18 protein-coding genes are annotated in these 19,247 nt (G+C 63.5%); 6 read left to right on the forward strand and 12 right to left on the reverse strand.

The window, feature by feature from the left end; genetic code table 11:
• Positions 1–100: 100 nt before the first annotated feature.
• The 8 genes from fabF to P0D96_RS35385 all read right to left on the reverse strand — a co-directional run bounded on the left by fabF (position 101) and on the right by P0D96_RS35385 (position 7,065).
• Entirely contained in the window at positions 101–1,339 is a 1,239-nt protein-coding gene (fabF, locus tag P0D96_RS35350; RefSeq protein ID WP_132373574.1) for a beta-ketoacyl-ACP synthase II, read from the reverse strand.
• A gap of 232 nt (positions 1,340–1,571) precedes the next feature.
• Positions 1,572–1,811: an acyl carrier protein gene (gene acpP / locus P0D96_RS35355; RefSeq protein WP_004197638.1), complete on the reverse strand. Its 240-nt coding sequence runs from the start codon at positions 1,809–1,811 to the stop codon at positions 1,572–1,574.
• A 151-nt stretch (positions 1,812–1,962) separates the two neighbouring features.
• A complete protein-coding gene (gene fabG / locus P0D96_RS35360) occupies positions 1,963–2,712 on the reverse strand; it encodes a 3-oxoacyl-ACP reductase FabG (protein WP_132373573.1) in 750 nt (249 codons plus the stop codon).
• Positions 2,713–2,812: 100 nt separating this feature from the next.
• Positions 2,813–3,748 (reverse strand): ACP S-malonyltransferase, encoded by a 936-nt coding sequence (fabD, locus tag P0D96_RS35365; protein ID WP_408181046.1) that lies wholly within the window; start codon positions 3,746–3,748, stop codon positions 2,813–2,815.
• Positions 3,749–3,859: 111 nt separating this feature from the next.
• Positions 3,860–4,849, reverse strand: a complete 990-nt coding sequence (locus tag P0D96_RS35370; protein ID WP_132373571.1) for a beta-ketoacyl-ACP synthase III — start codon at positions 4,847–4,849, stop codon at positions 3,860–3,862.
• Complete coding sequence (plsX, locus tag P0D96_RS35375; RefSeq protein WP_132373570.1) at positions 4,849–5,955, reverse strand: phosphate acyltransferase PlsX; 1,107 nt, start codon at positions 5,953–5,955, stop codon at positions 4,849–4,851. Before plsX ends, P0D96_RS35370 begins: the two co-directional genes overlap by 1 nt.
• A 184-nt stretch (positions 5,956–6,139) precedes the next feature.
• Positions 6,140–6,319: a 50S ribosomal protein L32 gene (gene rpmF, locus P0D96_RS35380; protein WP_006051932.1), complete on the reverse strand. Its 180-nt coding sequence runs from the start codon at positions 6,317–6,319 to the stop codon at positions 6,140–6,142.
• A gap of 101 nt (positions 6,320–6,420) precedes the next feature.
• On the reverse strand, positions 6,421–7,065 hold the full coding sequence (locus P0D96_RS35385; RefSeq protein ID WP_132373568.1) for a DUF177 domain-containing protein: 645 nt from the start codon (positions 7,063–7,065) through the stop codon (positions 6,421–6,423).
• 266 nt (positions 7,066–7,331) lie between these two features.
• Here P0D96_RS35385 and P0D96_RS35390 point away from each other — a divergent pair, with 266 nt between their 5' ends.
• A complete protein-coding gene (locus P0D96_RS35390; protein ID WP_408318301.1) occupies positions 7,332–7,949 on the forward strand; it encodes a Maf-like protein in 618 nt (205 codons plus the stop codon).
• A complete protein-coding gene (locus tag P0D96_RS35395) occupies positions 7,946–8,665 on the forward strand; it encodes an SAM-dependent methyltransferase (RefSeq protein WP_408318303.1) in 720 nt (239 codons plus the stop codon). The genes P0D96_RS35390 and P0D96_RS35395 overlap by 4 nt, the downstream gene beginning before the upstream one ends.
• A 93-nt stretch (positions 8,666–8,758) precedes the next feature.
• Here P0D96_RS35395 and P0D96_RS35400 read toward each other — a convergent pair whose 3' ends face one another.
• The 4 genes from P0D96_RS35400 to P0D96_RS35415 are packed head-to-tail and all read right to left on the reverse strand — an operon-like array spanning position 8,759 to position 11,874.
• Positions 8,759–9,763 (reverse strand): S49 family peptidase, encoded by a 1,005-nt coding sequence (locus P0D96_RS35400; RefSeq protein WP_132373565.1) that lies wholly within the window; start codon positions 9,761–9,763, stop codon positions 8,759–8,761.
• A gap of 32 nt (positions 9,764–9,795) precedes the next feature.
• Positions 9,796–10,200: a Rieske (2Fe-2S) protein gene (locus P0D96_RS35405; protein WP_408318305.1), complete on the reverse strand. Its 405-nt coding sequence runs from the start codon at positions 10,198–10,200 to the stop codon at positions 9,796–9,798.
• Positions 10,197–10,856, reverse strand: a complete 660-nt coding sequence (locus P0D96_RS35410; protein WP_408181051.1) for an HAD-IIIA family hydrolase — start codon at positions 10,854–10,856, stop codon at positions 10,197–10,199. The genes P0D96_RS35405 and P0D96_RS35410 overlap by 4 nt, the downstream gene beginning before the upstream one ends.
• A complete protein-coding gene (locus P0D96_RS35415; RefSeq protein WP_408181052.1) occupies positions 10,849–11,874 on the reverse strand; it encodes an RluA family pseudouridine synthase in 1,026 nt (341 codons plus the stop codon). Before P0D96_RS35415 ends, P0D96_RS35410 begins: the two co-directional genes overlap by 8 nt.
• Positions 11,875–12,607: 733 nt before the next feature.
• On the opposite strand from P0D96_RS35415, the gene P0D96_RS35420 reads away from it, so the two are divergent.
• From P0D96_RS35420 to moeA, 4 genes are all read left to right on the forward strand, one after another.
• Positions 12,608–15,886, forward strand: coding sequence for an Rne/Rng family ribonuclease (locus tag P0D96_RS35420; protein WP_408318307.1), 3,279 nt, complete (start codon positions 12,608–12,610; stop codon positions 15,884–15,886).
• Between the two features lie 208 nt (positions 15,887–16,094).
• Entirely contained in the window at positions 16,095–17,204 is a 1,110-nt protein-coding gene (gene moaA / locus P0D96_RS35425) for a GTP 3',8-cyclase MoaA (protein ID WP_408181054.1), read from the forward strand.
• Between the two features lie 10 nt (positions 17,205–17,214).
• A complete protein-coding gene (gene mobA, locus P0D96_RS35430) occupies positions 17,215–17,829 on the forward strand; it encodes a molybdenum cofactor guanylyltransferase MobA (protein ID WP_408290502.1) in 615 nt (204 codons plus the stop codon).
• A gap of 74 nt (positions 17,830–17,903) precedes the next feature.
• Positions 17,904–19,205, forward strand: coding sequence for a molybdopterin molybdotransferase MoeA (gene moeA / locus P0D96_RS35435; RefSeq protein ID WP_408318356.1), 1,302 nt, complete (start codon positions 17,904–17,906; stop codon positions 19,203–19,205).
• The last annotated feature ends 42 nt before the right edge of the window (positions 19,206–19,247 follow it).

The following is a 19,247-nucleotide window of genomic DNA, read 5'->3' on the forward strand; positions in this document are numbered from 1 at the left end:
TCAGACTGCCGCTGCGGCGCTCCGTCGGGCGTGGCCGATTCAGGGGAAAGCGCCGGCAGAGCCGGCGCCGTCGACTGGCGCGTCACCAACTATCAGGCGATCAGGCGCGCTTGAAGACCAGCGTGCCGTTCGTGCCGCCGAACCCGAACGAGTTCTTCAGCGCGACGTCGATCTTCATCTCCCGCGCGGTGTTGGCGCAGTAGTCCAGGTCGCACTCGGGATCCTGGTTGAAGATGTTGATCGTCGGCGGCGACACCTGATGATGCACGGCCAGCACGGTGAACACCGACTCCAGACCGCCGGCGCCGCCCAGCAGGTGACCCGTCATCGACTTGGTCGAGTTCACGACCATGTCTTTGGCGTGGTCGCCGAAAGCGCGCTTGATGCCGGTTGTTTCGGCCAGGTCGCCAAGCGGCGTGGACGTGCCGTGCGCGTTCAGGTAGTTCACCTGATCCGTGTTGATGCCCGCGTTCTTCAACGCAGCCAGCATACAGCGGCGGGCGCCGTCGCCGTCTTCCAGCGGCGCGGTCATGTGATAGGCGTCGCCGCTCATCCCATAGCCGCTGACTTCGGCGTAAATCTTCGCGCCGCGCGCCTTCGCGTGTTCGTACTCTTCGAGCACCATCACGCCGGCGCCCTCGCCCAGCACGAAACCGTCGCGATCCTTGTCCCACGGACGGCTCGCCGTTGCCGGATCGTCATTGCGTTGCGACAGCGCGCGCGCCGCCGCAAAGCCGCCGATACCGAGCGGCGACACGGTCGATTCCGCACCGCCCGCGATCATCACGTCGGCGTCGCCGTATTCGATCAGACGCGAAGCCTCGCCGATACAGTGCAGGCCGGTGGTACAGGCGGTGACGATCGCCAGATTCGGGCCTTTGATGCCGAACTTGATCGACAGATGGCCGGAGATCATGTTGATGATCGACGCCGGCACGAAGAACGGCGAAATCCGGCGCGGGCCGCGATTGAGCAGTTCGGTTTGCGTCACTTCGATCATCGGCAGACCGCCGATGCCCGAACCGACCACCACGCCGATACGCTCCGAATTCTCGTCGGTGACTTCGAGGCCACTGTCCTGCATCGCCTGGATGCCTGCAGCCACGCCGTAGTGGATGAACGTATCCATGTGGCGCGCTTCCTTACCGGGGATGTAGTCCTCGATATTGAAGCCCTTCACCTCGCCGGCGAAACGAGTCGAAAAGTTCGACGCATCGAACTTCGTGATATTGGCAATACCCGACTTGCCGGCGACCAGATTGGCCCAGCCGTCGGCAACATTATTGCCAACAGGCGAAATCAGCCCCAGGCCTGTAACAACAACACGACGGCGGCTCACGGTAACCCCTTTTTCATAGATGACAAAAGCAAAAGCCACAGCGGCCACAGGAACTTGCCCTGTATGCCCTGTGGCTGTTTAACTCGGCAATCGCGCGAAAAATTGCGCAGTCAACATCGCTGGCTCCTGCTTGGCAAAACGCGCGGCAAAAAACGCCAACCCTGCTGGCGTCGGCAACCGACACGGCAGGGCGTCATACGCCGCCAACGCAGAAACGCGGGCGCGAATGACCTTAGGCCTTGACGTTCGCGCGAGCGTAGTCGATCGCTTGCTGAACGGTGGTGATCTTCTCGGCTTCTTCATCCGGAATTTCCATGCCGAATTCGTCTTCGAGGGCCATCACGAGCTCAACGGTGTCGAGCGAGTCGGCGCCGAGGTCGTTCACGAACGAAGCTTCGTTCTTGATCTCAGCTTCTGCAACGCCCAGTTGTTCTGCGACAATTTTCTTGACGCGCTGTTCGATATTGTCCATTACCCCTCCAAGGGAAAAGAAGTTCAAAAATACAGGTGCGCGCATTTTATCAGGTTTGACCCGGCAAAAAAGCGGCGCATCGGGTTGCTGTCAAGGCATGCGCCTTACGCATTTACAAACGCATCAAGGCGCGGATAGTAACCGAATTTGGTTACGCCATGTACATTCCGCCGTTCACATGCAGTGTCGTGCCGGTGATATACCCGGCTTGCGGCGATGCCAGAAACGCCACGGCGTGCGCAATATCTTCCGGGCTGCCGAGGCGGCCCAGCGGAATCTGCGTTTTCAGCGCCGCTTGCTGCTCTTCCGGCAGAGTCTTGGTCATGTCGGTATCGATGAAGCCCGGCGCCACGCAATTCACCGTTATGCCGCGGCTGCCGATCTCGCGTGCGAGCGCGCGGGTCATGCCCGCCACGCCCGCTTTCGCGGCCGCGTAATTGATCTGCCCAGGGTTGCCGGCCGAGCCGACCACCGACGTGATGTTGATGATGCGGCCGCCCTTCGCCTTCATCATGGGACGCAGCACCGCGCGCGACAGACGGAACACCGACTTGAGGTTGGTGTCGACCACCGCGTCCCAATCGTCGTCCTTCATGCGCATCGCGAGTTGATCCTGCGTGATGCCGGCGTTGTTCACCAGCACGTGCAGTGCGCCGAATTCCTTTACCGTGCCGTCGATCAGCGCTTCCGCCGCAGCCGCGTCGTTCACGTTGAGCACCGCGCCGCGGCCGTTCACGCCGGCCGCGTTAAACGCTTCGCTGATGGCGGCCGCGCCGCTTTCGCTGGTCGCCGTGCCGATCACCGTCGCGCCCTGGCGCGCCAGTTCCATGGCGATCGCACGGCCAATGCCGCGCGACGCGCCGGTGACGATTGCGATCTGCTTGTCGAGAGTCTTTTCCATCTGTCAGTCCGGATGCCCTTCGGAGGGCTGATTGATTCTTGATGCGCAGCCCTGATGCCGTCGCGAAGCGCCTGCTGCCAGGTGCCGCGCGACGTTGCGTTCAGCCTGCCTTCACGAGTTTGAGCGTTTCTTCGAGCGAAGCCGGATCGAAAATCGACGCACCAACCAGGTTGCCGTCGATGCGCTTGGTCAGACCCGCAAGGACCTTGCCCGGACCGCATTCGATCACATGCGTGACGCCTTGAGCCGACATGGCCTGCACGCTTTCGACCCAACGCACCGCGCCGGCCGCCTGGCGCACCAATGCGTCCTTGATCCCGGCCGGCTCGTTGACCACTGCGACGTCGACGTTGTTGATCACCGGAATCGCCGGCACCTGCACGTCGACACTTGCCAGATACTCACGCAACTGATCCGAGGCCGGCTTGAGCAGCGACGAGTGAAACGGCGCCGAGACCGGCAGCGGCAACGCGCGCTTTGCGCCCTTCGCCTTGGCGACTTCGCAAGCCTTTTCGACCGCGGCTTTATGGCCCGCGATCACAACCTGCGCCGGCGCATTGAAATTCACCGCTTCGACGACGCCCACGACCGACGCTTCGGCACACACCGCGCGCACCGTGTCGTCGTCGAGACCGAGAATTGCGGCCATGCCGCCTTCACCGACCGGCACGGCCGTTTGCATGGCTTGCGCGCGAAAACGCACGAGCGGCACGGCATCGCGAAACGCGATCGCGCCCGCCGCGACCAGCGCCGTGTATTCGCCGAGGCTGTGGCCCGCGACGAGCGCCGGCTTCGGGCCGCCAGCCTGCAGCCAAGCGCGATACATCGCATAAGCGGCGGTCAGCATGACCGGCTGGGTGTTGGTCGTGAGGTTCAGATCTTCGGTGGGGCCTTCGGCGATCAGCTTGCCGAGGTCCTGATTGAGCGCATCGGAGGCTTCCTGAACCGTTTCACGCACGACCGCGTGATCGGCGAATGCGTTGAGCATGCCGACCGACTGCGAACCTTGCCCAGGAAAAACGAACGCAAATTTCATATCGTCCCCAAAATCGATTTAGTCAGATGTGGGTGGCGCGCTCAGTTGACGGCGAGCGCGCTCAAGCGTAGTCGAGCGCCGCGAAGCGCGCTCGCCATAACGTCGCCGCTATCAGTAACGGATAACCGACGCGCCCCACGTGAAGCCGCCGCCGACACCTTCGATCAGCACGTTCTGGCCGCGCTTGATGCGGCCGTCGCGCACCGCGACGTCGAATGCGAGCGGAATGGACGCAGCCGACGTGTTGCCGTGCTCGCCCACCGTGACGACCATGCGTTCCTGCGGCAAGCCGAGCTTGCGGCAGGTGCTTTGCATGATGCGAATATTCGCCTGATGCGGAATCAGCCAGTCGACCTGTTCAGCCGACAGATTGGCTTTCTCGAGCGCTTCGACCGCGACCTTTTCGAGCACGTTGACGGCGAGCTTGAACACGGCCTGCCCGTCCATATGCAGGAACGCGCTACCGGCCACCACACCGCCATTCACGTTGCCCGGCGTGCAGAGAATGTTCGAATGGCTGCCATCCGCGTGCAACGCGCTTGCCAGCACGCCCGGTTCTTCGGACGCCTGCAGGATCACCGCGCCCGCGCCGTCGCCGAACAGCACGCACGTGGTGCGGTCGTTGAAGTCGAGAATGCGTGAGAAGGTTTCCGCACCGATCACGAGCGCCGTGCGATGCTGACCGCTGCGAATGAAGCTGTCCGCCGTGGCGACCGCATAAGCAAACCCGGAACAGACGGCCTGCACGTCGAATGCCGCGCCGTGATTCTTGATGCCGAGCTTGTTTTGCAACAGGCACGCCGTGCTCGGGAACACAAAGTCCGGCGTGGAGGTGGCGACGATGATCAGATCGATGGACTGCGGGTCGATATCCGCGGCTTCGATCGCGCGTTGCGAAGCGATGAGCGCCAGATCGCTGGTCGTGACATCAGGGTCCGCGAAGTGGCGCGCATGAATGCCCGTGCGGGCGACGATCCACTCGTCGCTCGTCTCGACGCCCTGCTTGGCGAGACGTTCGGCCAGATCCTGATTGGTGACGCGTTGGGACGGCAGATAGCTGCCGGTGCCCAGCACGCGGGAATAAATTGTCGATTGAGCCATTATGCCTTCGAGGATTGCGCAGCGTAGGGCTCGGCGGGCTGGCCTGCGATCGGGCTTGCGTGACCCGCACCGCTCGCGTCGCGCGCCGCCTGTTCGAGAGAACCCGCATTCTCTTCCATCGCTCGCGCAAGGCGTTCCAGCACGCCGTTTTTGACGGCATCATACCCGCGTTTGATAGCCCACTCAAACCCGTAAGCATCTGCCGAACCGTGGCTTTTGATCACCAGCCCACGCAGGCCGAGCAACGCGGCGCCATTGTATTGCCGATGATCGACGCGTTTCTTGAAGCGCATCAATACCGGCAAGGCGAGCACCGCCATCACTTTGGTGAGCCACGAACGGCCGAACTCTTCCTTGATGATGTTGGACAGCATCTGCGCGAGGCCTTCCGACGTCTTCAGGGCGACATTGCCGACAAAACCGTCGCAGACGATCACGTCGACCGTGCCCTTGAAGATATCGTTACCTTCAACGTTACCGTGAAAGTTAAGTGTACTCGCGCGCAGCAGTTCGCCGGCACGTTTGATGGTGTCGTTGCCCTTGATGACTTCTTCGCCGATGTTCAGCAGGCCGATGGTGGGCCGATCCTTACCCTCGAGCGCGGACACGAGCGCATGCCCCATCTCCGCGAATTGCAGCAGATGCTGCGGCTCGCAGTCGACGTTGGCGCCCAGGTCGAGCATCATCGTGTAGCCATTGGGATTGGGCAGCGCTGACGCAATGGCCGGGCGTTCGATGCCCGACAGCGTTTTCAGCACATAGCGCGAGACCGCCATCAGCGCGCCGGTATTGCCGGCGGAAATGCAGGCTTGCGCCTCGCCTTCCTTGACGCGGTTCAGCGCCACGCGCATGGACGAATCTTTTTTCTTGCGCAGCGCGACTTCGACCGGATCGTCCATGGCGACGATCTCGGAAGCGGGTACGACGGTCAGCGCCGGCAGGTCCTGAGCCTTCAACTTTTTCAGCTGCGCACGAATCGCACTTTCAATGCCAACGAGCAGCAATTGCGCGTCGGGATGCGAACGAACGAAGTTGACGGCAGCGGGAACGGTCACGGACGGGCCGTGGTCGCCTCCCATGCAATCTATCGTGAGCTTTACTGTCATGGAGTGCGACGAATTTCAGACGCCCTGCATGGGATCATAGCAAGCGCCAAAGCGCCAACTGCGATCGACATAAAAAAGCGGCAATTGAATGCCGCCTTTTTGCCGAGCCGGGAAAATGTCAAGCGAGCCGATCGCCACGCGAAACGCCACAGGGCGACACGCAACGAAACGCGCAGTGAAACGATTAATCGTTCTTCGTCTTGACGACTTTCTTGCCGCGATAGTAGCCGTTCGGGCTCACGTGGTGACGCAGATGCACTTCGCCCGTGCTCGGTTCCACGGCCAGCGGCGCTGCCGTCAGGAAATCGTGCGAACGGTGCATGCCGCGCTTCGACGGCGACTTCTTATTTTGTTGAACTGCCATGACTAACTCCTAAAAATTTTCCGAATTCTAACACAGCCCGATCCGGTCTCCGCCACTGGCCGAATGGCCAATGCGCCCGCATCGCGCTCCCATGCAACTGTTCAGTGCTTCTTGTCGTCCGGCTCACCGCGCTTCAGACTCTGGAGCGCCGCAAACGGATTGGGCCGTTCGGGCTCGCCGCCCTCGCCAGCTTCGTCCAGTGCGCCCTCGTCGCCCTCGCCTTCGGCACCGGCCACACCAGAGACGAGACTCTCGTGCACTTCGGGGCAGACCTCGTGCTTGGGCACGAGCGGCAAGGAAAGCAGCAACTCTTCTTCGATCAAGTCGATGAGATCGAAATGGTTCGAACCCACGATCACTTCGACTTCATCCTCGTCGAGCGGAAACTCTTCGGCTTCCGCCTCAGTGTTGACGATCCGGTAAGTCGCATCGACGTTGAATGCCTGCAAGTACGGTGTCATGCACCGCTGACATTCGAGCCATGCGGCGCCGTGAATCGCCATCCTCAAATAAGGCTGGGGACCCTCGGTGCCGTCGTCCTGCAATTCCGGCTGCGTCGTGCCTTCGGCTTGCCAGGTGAACGCGGTATCGCGGTCTGGCGCTTCTGCCGGGACTTCGTTTAACATGCGCGGCAGTTGCGAGACGCGCACGACACCCGCGGCCTGACGCCCACTCCGCGCAAATTCGAACAGATCGATATCGTGCGGGTCGGACAGACCTGCAGGGTTGCCAGGATGTTGAGTCATGTGCGCTCCTGCGTCGGCAAAGATTTCGCCGGGTATAAACCGCGAGGTATAACTGATAACTGATTTGCAAGACAGCCCGCGAGACCCATGTGTTGCCTGCAGTTAGCACCGCAGTTGACACACGCCGAGACCCGCTTAGCGCAAGCATACCGATGAAAAGCCCAAAATCATATCCGTTTTGTCTTTTCGAGTCAAACACTTAAGCCCGTACGCGCGCGAGCTTCGCGCAACCCCATACACCCCGCCACTCTAGCCGCTGATTGCCCATGCCAGATTCCCCCAATCGCCCGCCACGCCTGATTCTGGCGTCGAGTTCGCCGTATCGTCGCGAACTGCTTGAACGTCTGCGCGTGCCGTTCGATGTCGTCGTGCCCGCGATCGACGAGACGCCGCTCGCCGACGAAACGCCCGAAGTCACCGCGCTGCGGCTCGCGCAAGCCAAGGCTCGCGCGGTAGCCGGCGGACTCGGCGCCGGTGAAGCGGCGCTCGTGATCGGCTCCGACCAGGTCGCCACTTACGACGGTCTGCAGATCGGCAAGCCGGGATCGCACGACAAGGCGCTCGCCCAGTTGCAGGCGATGTGCGGCCGCGAAGTGCTGTTTCATAGTGCACTGTGTCTGTTCGACAGTCGCTCGGGAAACGTACAAGCCGTCGACGTGATTACCCGCGTCCATTTCCGCCACCTCCCGGACTCGACGCTGGAAGCCTACCTGCTAGCCGAAACGCCGTACGACGTCGCGGGTAGCGCCAAATCCGAAGGGCTCGGCATCGCCTTGCTCGAGGCCATCCATTCCGACGACCCGACCGCGCTCGTCGGCCTGCCGTTGATCGCGCTGTCGCGCATGCTGCTCGCGGTGGGTTATCCACTATTGGGGGCTCAATGAGCGGCACGCTCTATCTGATTCCGAACACGCTGGGCGAAGGCGACGCCGAGGCGCTCGACGCCGTTCTGCCCGCGCCGGTACGCGCCCGCGCCGCCTCGCTTCACTATTACATTGGCGAAAACGCGAAAACCACGCGCGCTTTCCTCAAGAAGGTCGGCACGGAACGGCCGATCCAGGAAATCGAGATCCGCGAACTGAATGTGAATACGCCGGCCGGCGAGATCGACAAGCTGCTCGCGCCACTTCTCGGCGGCACGGACGCGGGTCTGGTTTCCGAAGCGGGCTGCCCGGCGGTCGCCGACCCCGGCGCGCTGCTGGTGCGCCGCGCGCATGAGCGCGGCGTGAAGGTCGTCCCGTTTGTCGGCCCGAGCTCGATTCTGTTGGCGTTGATGGCTTCGGGGCTCAACGGGCAGAGCTTTGCGTTCCACGGCTATCTGCCGGTCGACGCCGCGGAGCGCGCCAAGCGTCTGCGAGACCTGGAGCAACAGTCGCGCAAAGGCAAGCAAACGCAGATCTTTATCGAAACGCCCTATCGGAATCGCGCGTTGCTCGACACGCTGCTGGCGACGTGCTCGCCGTCCACGCTCGTGTGCGTAGCGGTCGATCTGACGCTGGAAACGGAGACTATCGCCAGCCGCACCGTGGCTGACTGGAAGAAAAAGCCAGCGATCGATCTGCACAAACGACCGGCTATTTTTCTGATCCTGGCCGTTTGACCCAAACCGCATAGAAAACCAAGCGGAAAACGAAAAGCCCCGCGCGATCATCGAATTCCGATCACGCGGGGCTTTTTTAATACCGACAGCAGATCAACGCAGATTCATCTTCCCGCCGAGCGCCATGGCGTGAACCGCGCCACTGCCGACCGCCGCGCCGAATTTGCGCGCAACGCGGTCCGTAATGCTCTCTTTCACGGTGTAATCGACGATATCCGGTGCCTTGAACAGATCGCGCGCCACGTAATCCGCGTCACCGAAACCGTCGGCAAGGCCGAGTTCGACGCTCTTCTGGCCCGTCCAGAAAAGGCCCGAGAACATGTCCGGTGTTTCATGCAGACGTTTGCCGCGCCCTTGGCGTACCGCGTCGATGAACTGCGCGTGGATCTGATCGAGCATATCCTGAGCATGTTCGTCCATCTTCGGTGTTTCCGGCGAGAACGGATCGAAAAATCCCTTGTTCTCACCCGATGTGTGCAGACGCCGCTGAATCCCAAGCTTATCCATCAACCCGGTAAAACCGAAGCTATCCATCAACACACCGATCGAACCGACGATGCTCGCCTTGTCGACATAAATCTTGTCAGCCGCCGCCGCTGCGTAGTAGCCGCCCGACGCACACATGTCGCCGACGACCACATACAGGGGAATCGACGGATATTTGGCGCGCAAGCGGCGAATTTCGCTATAGATGATGCCCGCCTGCACCGGACTGCCGCCCGGGCTATTGCAGCGAAGGATCACGCCGGCGGTGCCCGCGTCGTCGAACGCGCTTTGCAGCGCCGCGTTGACATCTTCCGCGTTCGCGTTCGTATCCGCCGATATCTCGCCGTCAAGCGTCACCATGGCCGTGTGACGGCCTGTGGCGACGACCTTGTCGCCGGAGAAGTCGATGGCAGCCCAAATTGCCAGCAGCACTACGATCAGAAAAACGAAGCGGAAAAAGATCCTCCATCGCCGCGCCGCGCGCTGCTCGTTGATCGCCGCGAGCGCGATACGCTCGAGCGCGGCGCGTTCCCAGCCCGGCTCATCGGCAGGCGTGCGGGGGCGGCCTGTCAGGGACGGTTCCTTCGGCTCGGGAGTCAAATTGTCGGACATGCGGTGCAGTGGAAAGGTCGAAAGGGAGAAAATCAGAGTGTGGCCGGGCGAAGTTCGCCGTCGGGCAGCCAGAATACGGCACGGCCTTCCGGCGTATCACGTTCGTCCACCTGAACTGGCCGCAATCGGCCGCCGCGGCACGGACCACCGACGCATTTGCCCGTATCCGGCGCGTAAATCGCGCCATGTGTAGCGCACATCAAGTATAAACCGGACGATTCGAAGAACTGCCCTTCGGCCCAGTCCAGCTCCATCGGCACGTGGGCGCAGCGGTTCAGGTAGCCGTATGCGCGGCCATCATAGCGAACAAAAAATACGACCGCGTCGCCGCCACCGAGCTTCGCCGCGTGGCGCACGCCCGCGCCGCCGTCGACCAATTCGTCCGATGCGCAGACGCGAACCGCCGCCGCCGGCGCTTGCGTGGCAGCGGTGCTCATGCGTTCTCTCGCAACCAGCCGGACAGCACACTGACGCTCGACGCAACGAATTTCGGCGACAACGCGCTCAACGAATCCGCAGGATGCGCCCCGTATGTGACGCCAATGCCCGCGACGCCCGCATTGATCGCCATTTGCAGATCGTGTGTCGTGTCGCCGACCATCACTGTACGTGCGTTGTCCTGCCCCAGTTCGCGCGTCAATTCGTGCAGCATCGCCGGGTGCGGCTTCGAGAACGTCTCGTCGGCGCAGCGGGTGCCGTCGAACAGGCTCGTCAGGCGCGACTGATCCAAAGCTCGATTCAGCCCGACGCGGCTCTTGCCCGTCGCCACGGCCAATAGATAGCCCTGATCGCGCAATTCCTGCAGCATTTCGCGCACACCGGCGAACAACTCGGTGGTCTGATCCTTCACCAGATAATGGAAGCGATAGCGCTCGGCCAGTCGCGGATAATCCGAAGGATCGAGCGTGGGCGCGGCAATCTGTAACGCGTCGCGCAACCCGAGGCCGATCACATAGCTGGCCGCCTCGTCCGCGGGAACCGGCAAACCGAGATCGCGGCACGCCGACTGGATGCTGCGCGTGATGTGCGCGGTCGAATCCATTAGCGTCCCGTCCCAGTCGAAGACGATCAGATCAAATTGCTCTCTAGCCATGCGGTGTCGTCTCCGGGTTTGACCCATTTCGTAATTCGTTGAGCTGTGCGATGAAGCTGCAGCATTCGGCCGGCAACGGCGCCTCGAACTGCAGCGGCGCGCCGGTTGCCGGGTGCGTGAGCTTCAGCCGGTAAGCGTGCAGGAACATGCGCTTCAGGCCAGGCTTGGCGTTGGCGCGCGCCAACGCCTTGTTCAGCGCGAAGTCGCCGTATTTGGCGTCGCCGACGATCGGCAGTTCCAGATGCTGCAAGTGGACGCGAATCTGATGCGTGCGGCCCGTCTTCAGTTCCGCCTCGAGCAGCGCGTACTCCGGCCAGCGGTCGATCAGATTGAACACCGTGTGCGACGCGAGTCCGTCCGGCTGAACGCGCACGCGACGCTCGCCGTCGGCCGTCAAATACTTGTGCAGCGGCTCCTTGACCGCGCGGCGGCGGCCCCAGTCGCTCGCCCAGTCGCCGTGAACGCAAGCATAGTAGCGCTTATCCATCTTGTTCTCGCGAATCTGCTCGTGCAGATTGACGAGCGCCGAGCGCTTCTTGGCGAGCATCAGAATGCCGGACGTCTCACGATCCAGCCGATGCACCAATTCGAGGAATTTCGCCTGCGGACGCGCCTCGCGCATCTGCTCGATCACGCCGAACGCGACGCCGCTGCCGCCGTGCACCGCCACGCCGGCCGGTTTGTCGATCACGAGCATGTGCTCGTCTTCAAAAATAATCTTGAAATGGGCGGCCGGCACCGGTGTCTGGGCAGCTGCTTCGTTCTGTTGAGCGACGCGAATGGGCGGCACGCGCACCAGATCGCCGAGCTCGAGACGGTACTGCGCATCTATCCGGCCCTTATTCACACGCACTTCCCCGCTGCGCAGGATGCGATAAATATGGCTTTTCGGCACGCCTTTACAGACGCGTAGCAGGAAGTTGTCGATGCGCTGTCCGGCCGCACTGTCGTCGATCTCGATCATCGAGACCTGGTCGCTTGCGACCGATTTCTGGGATATTTTGCCTAACTCTTTCATTCTGAATATAATTTGCCCAGCAGTCTGCGGCGGCCGGCGCAGTGTCCGGAATTCGGGCGGATTGCGCAGGTGCAAGCGATAAACCGTTATTTTACTTGCGCCGGGGTCTGGTTGCTCACCCTGAAAATGAGATGCAACAAGTTGCACGCACGAAGTCAGTGCCCGGCAGGGACGGCGCCCACAGGCGCGTTCGGTCAAGGTCGGCTTCGACGGTAACGGAATTTTGGTAAAAAAGAATTTAACTTTCAGCTTCGGTATCGGGCGGTCTGACGCCCTGCTGTACGAAGCTGCGAGTTGCGAAAATACGGCGTGCGCCCGAGGCGTCTTGTAGAAAGTACAAGACATGGCGACGTCAAAATGAGGCGAGACACCCCCAGCAGGAAAAGACGCGCCGACTGCGCGAACTTCCCGCTGCGGCACGACCGCAGCCTTCGACCCTCCGGTCACGCGTCCAGTTGGCGCACCGGCGCGAGTGGATGAAGGCTTATGAAGGTCGGCCGGCATAACCCGCGGCGTGTCGGGTCGTTATTTGAAGCCGTGTTCGCATGTGCCCTGCGGCACCGTGCCCATTGTTTAATGGGGCCGGGCCCTCCCAGGCAATTCTCCCACCAGCTTTCCCGCTCCAGCGTGCTTGTGAAAACACAATAAGGCGCGGCATGCCGCTGCCCGCTTCGCTCTCGCGACTGACAACCGCGCAGTGAAGGGGCAGGCTAAGCCGCTCTGGAGCCGTTCAATGAAACGAATGTTGTTCAACGCGACGCAGCAGGAAGAACTGCGCGTCGCCATCGTCGATGGGCAAAAACTCATCGATATCGACATCGAAACCGCCGGGCGCGAACAGCGCAAAGGCAATATTTACAAGGGCATCATTACTCGCATCGAGCCGTCGCTCGAAGCCTGCTTCGTCAACTACGGCGAAGACCGCCACGGCTTCCTGCCGTTCAAGGAAGTCGCCCGCCAGTACTTCCGCGACGGCGTCGACATGCGCTCCGCGCGCATCCAGGACGCGCTGCGCGAAGGCCAGGAACTGATCGTTCAGGTCGAAAAAGAAGAACGCGGCAACAAGGGCGCGGCCCTTACCACGTTCATCTCGCTCGCCGGCCGCTATCTAGTCCTGATGCCGAACAACCCGCGCGGCGGCGGCGTGTCGCGCCGGATCGAAGGCGACGACCGTCAGGAACTGCGCGAAACCATGGCGCAGCTGCAACTGCCGGAAGGCATGAGCATCATCGCGCGCACGGCCGGCATTGGCCGCAGTGCCGAAGAACTGCAGTGGGACCTGAACTACCTGATGCAACTGTGGCGCGCGATCGAAGCCGCGTCGCAAAGCGGCTCGAGCGGCCAGCCGATGCTGATCTATCTCGAATCGAGCCTCGTCATCCGCGCGATTCGCGATTATTTCCAGCCGGACATCGGCGAAATTCTGATCGACACCACCGAAATTCATGACCAGGCACGCGCCTTCATGGATATCGTGATGCCGGATAATGTCAGCAAGGTGAAGCGGTATCACGACGACGTGCCGCTCTTCTCGCGCTTCCAGATCGAACACCAGATCGAAACGGCGTACTCGCGCACGGTGCCGCTGCCCTCGGGCGGCGCAATCGTGATCGACCACACCGAAGCGCTGGTTGCGATCGACGTGAACTCGGCACGCGCCACCAAGGGCGCCGACATCGAGGAAACGGCCGCGCGCACCAACCTCGAAGCCGCCGACGAAGTCGCCCGCCAGTTGCGCCTGCGTGACCTGGGCGGCCTGATCGTGATCGACTTCATCGACATGGAATCGGCCAAGAGCCAGCGCGAAGTCGAACAGCGCCTGAAAGACGCCCTCAAGCACGACCGTGCGCGCGTCCAGATGGGCAAGATCTCGCGTTTTGGCCTGATGGAACTGTCGCGTCAGCGTCTGCGTCCGGCTTTGTCGGAAGGCAGCCACGTGACCTGCCCGCGCTGTAACGGCACGGGTCACATCCGCGATACCGAATCGTCCGCGCTGCAAGTGCTGCGGATCATTCAGGAAGAAGCGATGAAGGAAAACACCGCGGCAATTCATTGCCAGGTGCCGGTCGAAGTGACCGCCTTCCTGTTGAACGAAAAGCGCGCCGAGATCAACAAGATCGAATCGCGTTTCAAGGTCAATGTCGTTCTGATCCCGAACAAGCACCTCGACACGCCGCATTACAAGCTCGAGCGTCTGCGTCACGACGACGCGCGCCTCGACGAGCCGCGTGCTTCGTGGAAGATGGCCGAGGAAGCAGCCCGCGAACTGGAATCGGAAACCGGCTACAGCAAGCGTGCCGAGGAAGTGAAGCCGAAGCAGGAAGCCGCGGTCAAGGGCATCACGCCTGAAAAGCCGGCGCCGAGCGCACCGGTTCGCCCGGTCGTCACCCCGGCTCCGGTCGCGGTCACGCCGGCGAGCGGTGGCTTCATCGGCTGGTTGAAGAATCTGTTCGGCATGCAGCCGGCCGCTCCGGCGCCTGCCGCGCCGGCCACGACCGAAAAGCAGACGCGTCCGCAACGCGGCGAACGCACGGAGCGCGGTGAGCGCACCGGCGAACGCGGCGGCGATCGCAACCGTAATCGCCGTAGCGGCACGGGCACTCGCGATGCAGCGGGCCGTGGCGAAGGCACGACCGGCGGCCGTCAAGCCCAAGGCCAGCAACCGTCGCAACGCCGCGAGGAACGCGAGCCGCGTGAAGGCCGTGAGGTGCGTGAAGCACGCGAAGGCCGTGAGCCGCGCGAACCGCGTGGCACTCGCGAGCCGCGTGAAGCACGCGAAGGCCGTGAACCGCGCGAGGCCCGTGAGCCGCGCGAGGGTCGCGAAACCCGTGACCGCGACAATCGCGGTGCCGAGCGCGCGGAAACGGCGGAGGCCGCACCGCGTGGCGAACGTCAGGAACGCGGCGAGCGCCGTGAACGTGGTGATCGTTCGGAACGTGGCGAACGCCGCAAGCCGCAAGCAGAAACCGCGGATGCACTGACGCAAAGCGAAGCGCAAACGGCGGAAGAACTGGTGCAAAACCAGACCGCCTTGGGCGAAAACGGCGCGCCGATCGATCAGGAAGCGGTGGCGCGTGAAGGTGAAGAGCGCCGTCGTCGTCGTCGCGGCCGTCGTGGTGGCCGTCGTGAGCGTGAAGAGGACGTGAACGGCAACCTGGCAGCGGACGTCGCGGAAGCTGAAGGCGACAACGCGAGCGCAACCGACGAAGCGCCGGTGCGCACGGCGCATCAGCCGGTCGAGCGCAAGCCGGAAGTCGCCGCGGCGAAGGACGTGACGCCGGTGGAAGTGGTGGTCGCTGCTGTCGCGACTGAAACAGCCGTGGTGACCGAACTGCACGCCGCAACCGAAACACCGGCACTGGCCGTCGAAAAGGCTGCAAAGACGGAAACGGTGGTACCGGTCGCGGAAGCGCCGGTTGCGCCGGCAGCCGTCGAGCCGGTCGCCGAAACGCCGGTGACGCAAGCCGCTGTCGAGCCGGTCGAAGCAGCGCAAGCCGCGCCGGCCGCTAACGAAACGGTTTCGCTGGTTGAACCGGTCGCACGTGTTGAGGCCCCGGCTCAAGCGCAGGTCGAGGCACCGGCAGTTGCGCCTGTTGTCGAAGCGCAAGCCGCTGTGCCGGCTCCGGTCGAAACCGTGGCTCCGGCCGCGGTGGTTGAAGCGCCGGCCGTTCAACCTGCGCCGCAAGCTGAGATCGTCGAACCGCAGCCGGTCGTGGCAGCGGTGGCACCGGCAGCCGAGCCGGCAGCGATCGAACCGGCGCCTGTCGCCGTTGCGCCGCAAGCACCGCAACAAGCGCCCCGTCATAGCGGCGCGTCGGCGGAAGCCCTGAAGCCGGTACTGGAACAAGCCGGTCTCGTCTGGGTGAATACCGACGCCGACAAGCTGCGCGCGGCTCAGGAAGCTGCTGCGCAGACCGTCAAGCCGGCTCGCGCGGTGCGCGAACGCAAACCGCTGCCGCCTGCCGACAGCGCGCCGATGCAACAGGTGGAAACAGGCCGGCACCCGCAGTAAGCCGCCCTGCCGCACTCGAAAAGCCCGCCCTCACCGGCGGGCTTTTTGTTTTTATGGGCCGTGCTCCAGCCCAAACTCGCAGCGCTATGCCACTCCCCGTATACCCCGACACGGCCAGGGGTGCCGCTGCCCCCGGAAGCATTTCCGATAGAATGAATATCTAGCTTTAATTTCAAGCACTAACCGACGCAATTCATCGAAGCAATTCATGTCCCGACGCATCATCCCTGTTGCCGATCTCAGTGCTGTGCCGGTCATCGCCGGCCCCGTGCAGACGCCCAGCGGCGCGCTGCACGACACGCTTGCGCGCCCGCTGCGCGACCTGCGCATTTCGGTCACGGATCGCTGCAATTTCCGGTGCGTGTACTGCATGCCTCGCGCGGTGTTCGACAAGGACTACACGTTTTTGCCGCATAGCGCCTTGCTGAGCTTCGAGGAAATCGAACGGCTGGCGCGGCTGTTCGTCGCACATGGCGTCGAAAAAATCCGTCTGACGGGCGGCGAACCGCTGTTACGCAAAAATCTGGAATTCCTGATCGAACGGCTCGCGCAACTGACCACGCCGGCGGGCCGCCCGCTCGATCTGACGCTGACCACAAACGGTTCGCTGCTGGAACGCAAAGCGCGCAGCCTGAAAGACGCCGGCTTGAGCCGCGTCACGGTAAGTCTCGATGCGCTCGACGACACGCTCTTTCGCCGCATGAACGACGCCGACTTCGCCGTCGGCGACGTGCTGGACGGCATTGCCGCGGCGCACGCGGTGGGCCTCGCGCCGGTCAAGGTCAACATGGTCGTCAAGCGCGGCACCAACGACAGCGAAATCGTGCCGATGGCGCGTCATTTCAAAGGCTCGGGCGCGGTGCTGCGCTTTATCGAATACATGGACGTCGGCACGTCGAACGGCTGGAACATGACTGAAGTGCTGCCCTCCGCCGACGTCGTCACGCGCATCGCCGAGCACTTCCCGCTCGCGCCGCTCGAAGCGCACAGCGCCGCCGAGACCGCGCAGCGCTGGGGTTACGCGGACGGCAGCGGCGAGATCGGCGTGATTTCGAGCGTGACGCGCGCGTTTTGCGGCAGTTGCACGCGAGCGCGTCTGTCGACCGAAGGCAAGCTCTACTTGTGCCTGTTCGCGTCGTCGGGTCACGATCTGCGCGCGCTGGTGCGCAACGGCGCGAGCGACGCCGACATCGCCACCGCCATCGCCGAGATCTGGCAGGACCGCGGCGACCGCTATTCGCAATTGCGCGGCAGCGCCTCGGCCGATTCGGGCGCGCGGGATGGCCGCCGCGTCGAAATGTCGTACATCGGCGGCTGAGCGGCGGCGCATGAAGCCGACGCGCGAACACATCACCGGTTTGTTGCTCGCGGGCGGGCGCGGCGTCCGCATGGGCGGCGCCGACAAGGGCCTGCAACTGCTGCACGATGAGCCGCTCGCCGCCCACGTGCTCAAGCGCCTCGCGCCACAAACCGGCGCCCTCCTGATCAGCGCCAATCGTCACCCTGAGGCTTACAGCGCACTCGGCGCGCCGTTCGGCGCCACGGTGGTGGCGGACACCCTGGCCGGATTTCCGGGCCCGCTGGCGGGTCTGCTCACCGGGTTGCGCGCAGCCGGCACCGCCTATGTACTCAGTGCACCCTGCGACTCGCCGTGGCTGCCTGACGACCTCGCCGAGCGCCTCGCGCACGCGCTGGACTCGAACGGGGCCGATATCGCCACGGTCACCACCACCGACGCGCACGGCCAAACGTCCCTGCATCCCGTCTTCGCGCTCTTGCGCACGAGTCTCGCGGACGATCTCTCGGCTTTCCTGGAAGCCGGCGAGCGTAAAGTTCGCGCGTGGTACGCGCGCCACAAGACGGTGGAAGTCGTCTTTACCGACGAGCGCGCGTTTTACAATATCAACTCGCTACAAGAACTCGCCGACCTCCAGCGTGATTGAGGCCCCGGTTGAAATCCCGCTCCGGCCGCACGGCAACCGCCGCTCCCGCCTTCGGTCGCGACGCCCAGCCCTTCATGACCACGCTTAACGAATTTTCCCGCTGCGTCGCGCAGTACGATCCTCACGCGCTCCCTGTGCCGGCCGCTCAGGCGATTGTTCGTCAGTGGGCCGCGCCGGTCACGGCCGTTGAACGCGTGGCCTTGCGCGACGCGCTCGACCGCGTGCTCGCGGCCGATATCGTGTCGCCGATCGACGTCCCTTCGCACGACAACTCCGCCATGGACGGCTACGCGTTCAACCGCGCGGCACTCGCCACCGGCGCGACCACCGTCGAACTGGCGGTCGTCGGCAAGGCGCTGGCCGGGCATCCGTTCGCGGGCCGCGTCGAGGCCACGCAATGCGCGCGTGTCATGACCGGCGCCTGCATGCCGGCCGACTGCGACACGGTCGTGCCGCAAGAACTCGTCGAGCGCGGCGCCGATTCCGTTTCGATCCGCTTCGCGGCCAACGCCGTGGCGGGCGGCGCAAACCGGCGCCTCGCCGGCGAAGACCTCGCGCGCGGTCATGCCGCGCTGCGGGCGGGCCGCATCATGCGCGCGTCGGACCTCGGCTTGCTGGCGTCGCTCGGCATTGGCGAAGTCAATGTCAGGCGGCGTTTGCGCGTCGCCTTCTTCTCGACCGGCGACGAATTGCGCTCGCTCGGCGAGCCGCTCGGTCCGGGTTGCGTGTACGACAGCAACCGCTACACGCTGTTTGCCATGCTGCGGCGCCTGAACGTCGACACGCTCGACCTCGGCGTGGTGCGCGACGAGCCCGCCGCGATGGAAGCCGCCTTGCGCAGCGCCGCGGCGAGCGCGGACGTGGTGCTGACCTCGGGCGGCGTCTCGGTCGGCGAGGCGGACTTCACCAAGCAACTGCTGCAAACTTTCGGCGACGTCGCGTTCTGGAGTCTCGCCATGCGCCCGGGCCGCCCGCTTGCATTCGGCCGCGTCTGGTCCGGCGAGCGGCCGGGTGTCGGGCTTCCCGCGTTATTCTTCGGGTTGCCGGGCAATCCGGTCGCCGTGATGGTGGCGTTCTATCAGATCGTGCGAGAAGTGCTGCTGCTGATGTCGGGCGCCACGCCGCAACCGCTGCCGGTCATTCACGCCATGAGCCGCCGGGCCATCCGCAAACGCGCCGGGCGCACCGAATTCCAGCGCGGCGTAGCCCAACAGGACGCGCACGGACAGTGGCACGTCACGCCGACCGGATCGCAAAGCTCCGGCGTGCTGAGTTCGATGAGCGAAGCGAATTGCTTCATCGTGCTCGGGCACGATGAAGGCGAGATCGCCGAAGGAGAGCGCGTCGCTATCATGCTGTTCGACGGTCTCATCTGACGGCTGACGCACGGCTGAGGCAACGTACCCGCCGGCGTTGAT

This window comes from Paraburkholderia sp. RL17-347-BIC-D (assembly GCF_046027915.1).
GTDB lineage: Bacteria > Pseudomonadota > Gammaproteobacteria > Burkholderiales > Burkholderiaceae > Paraburkholderia.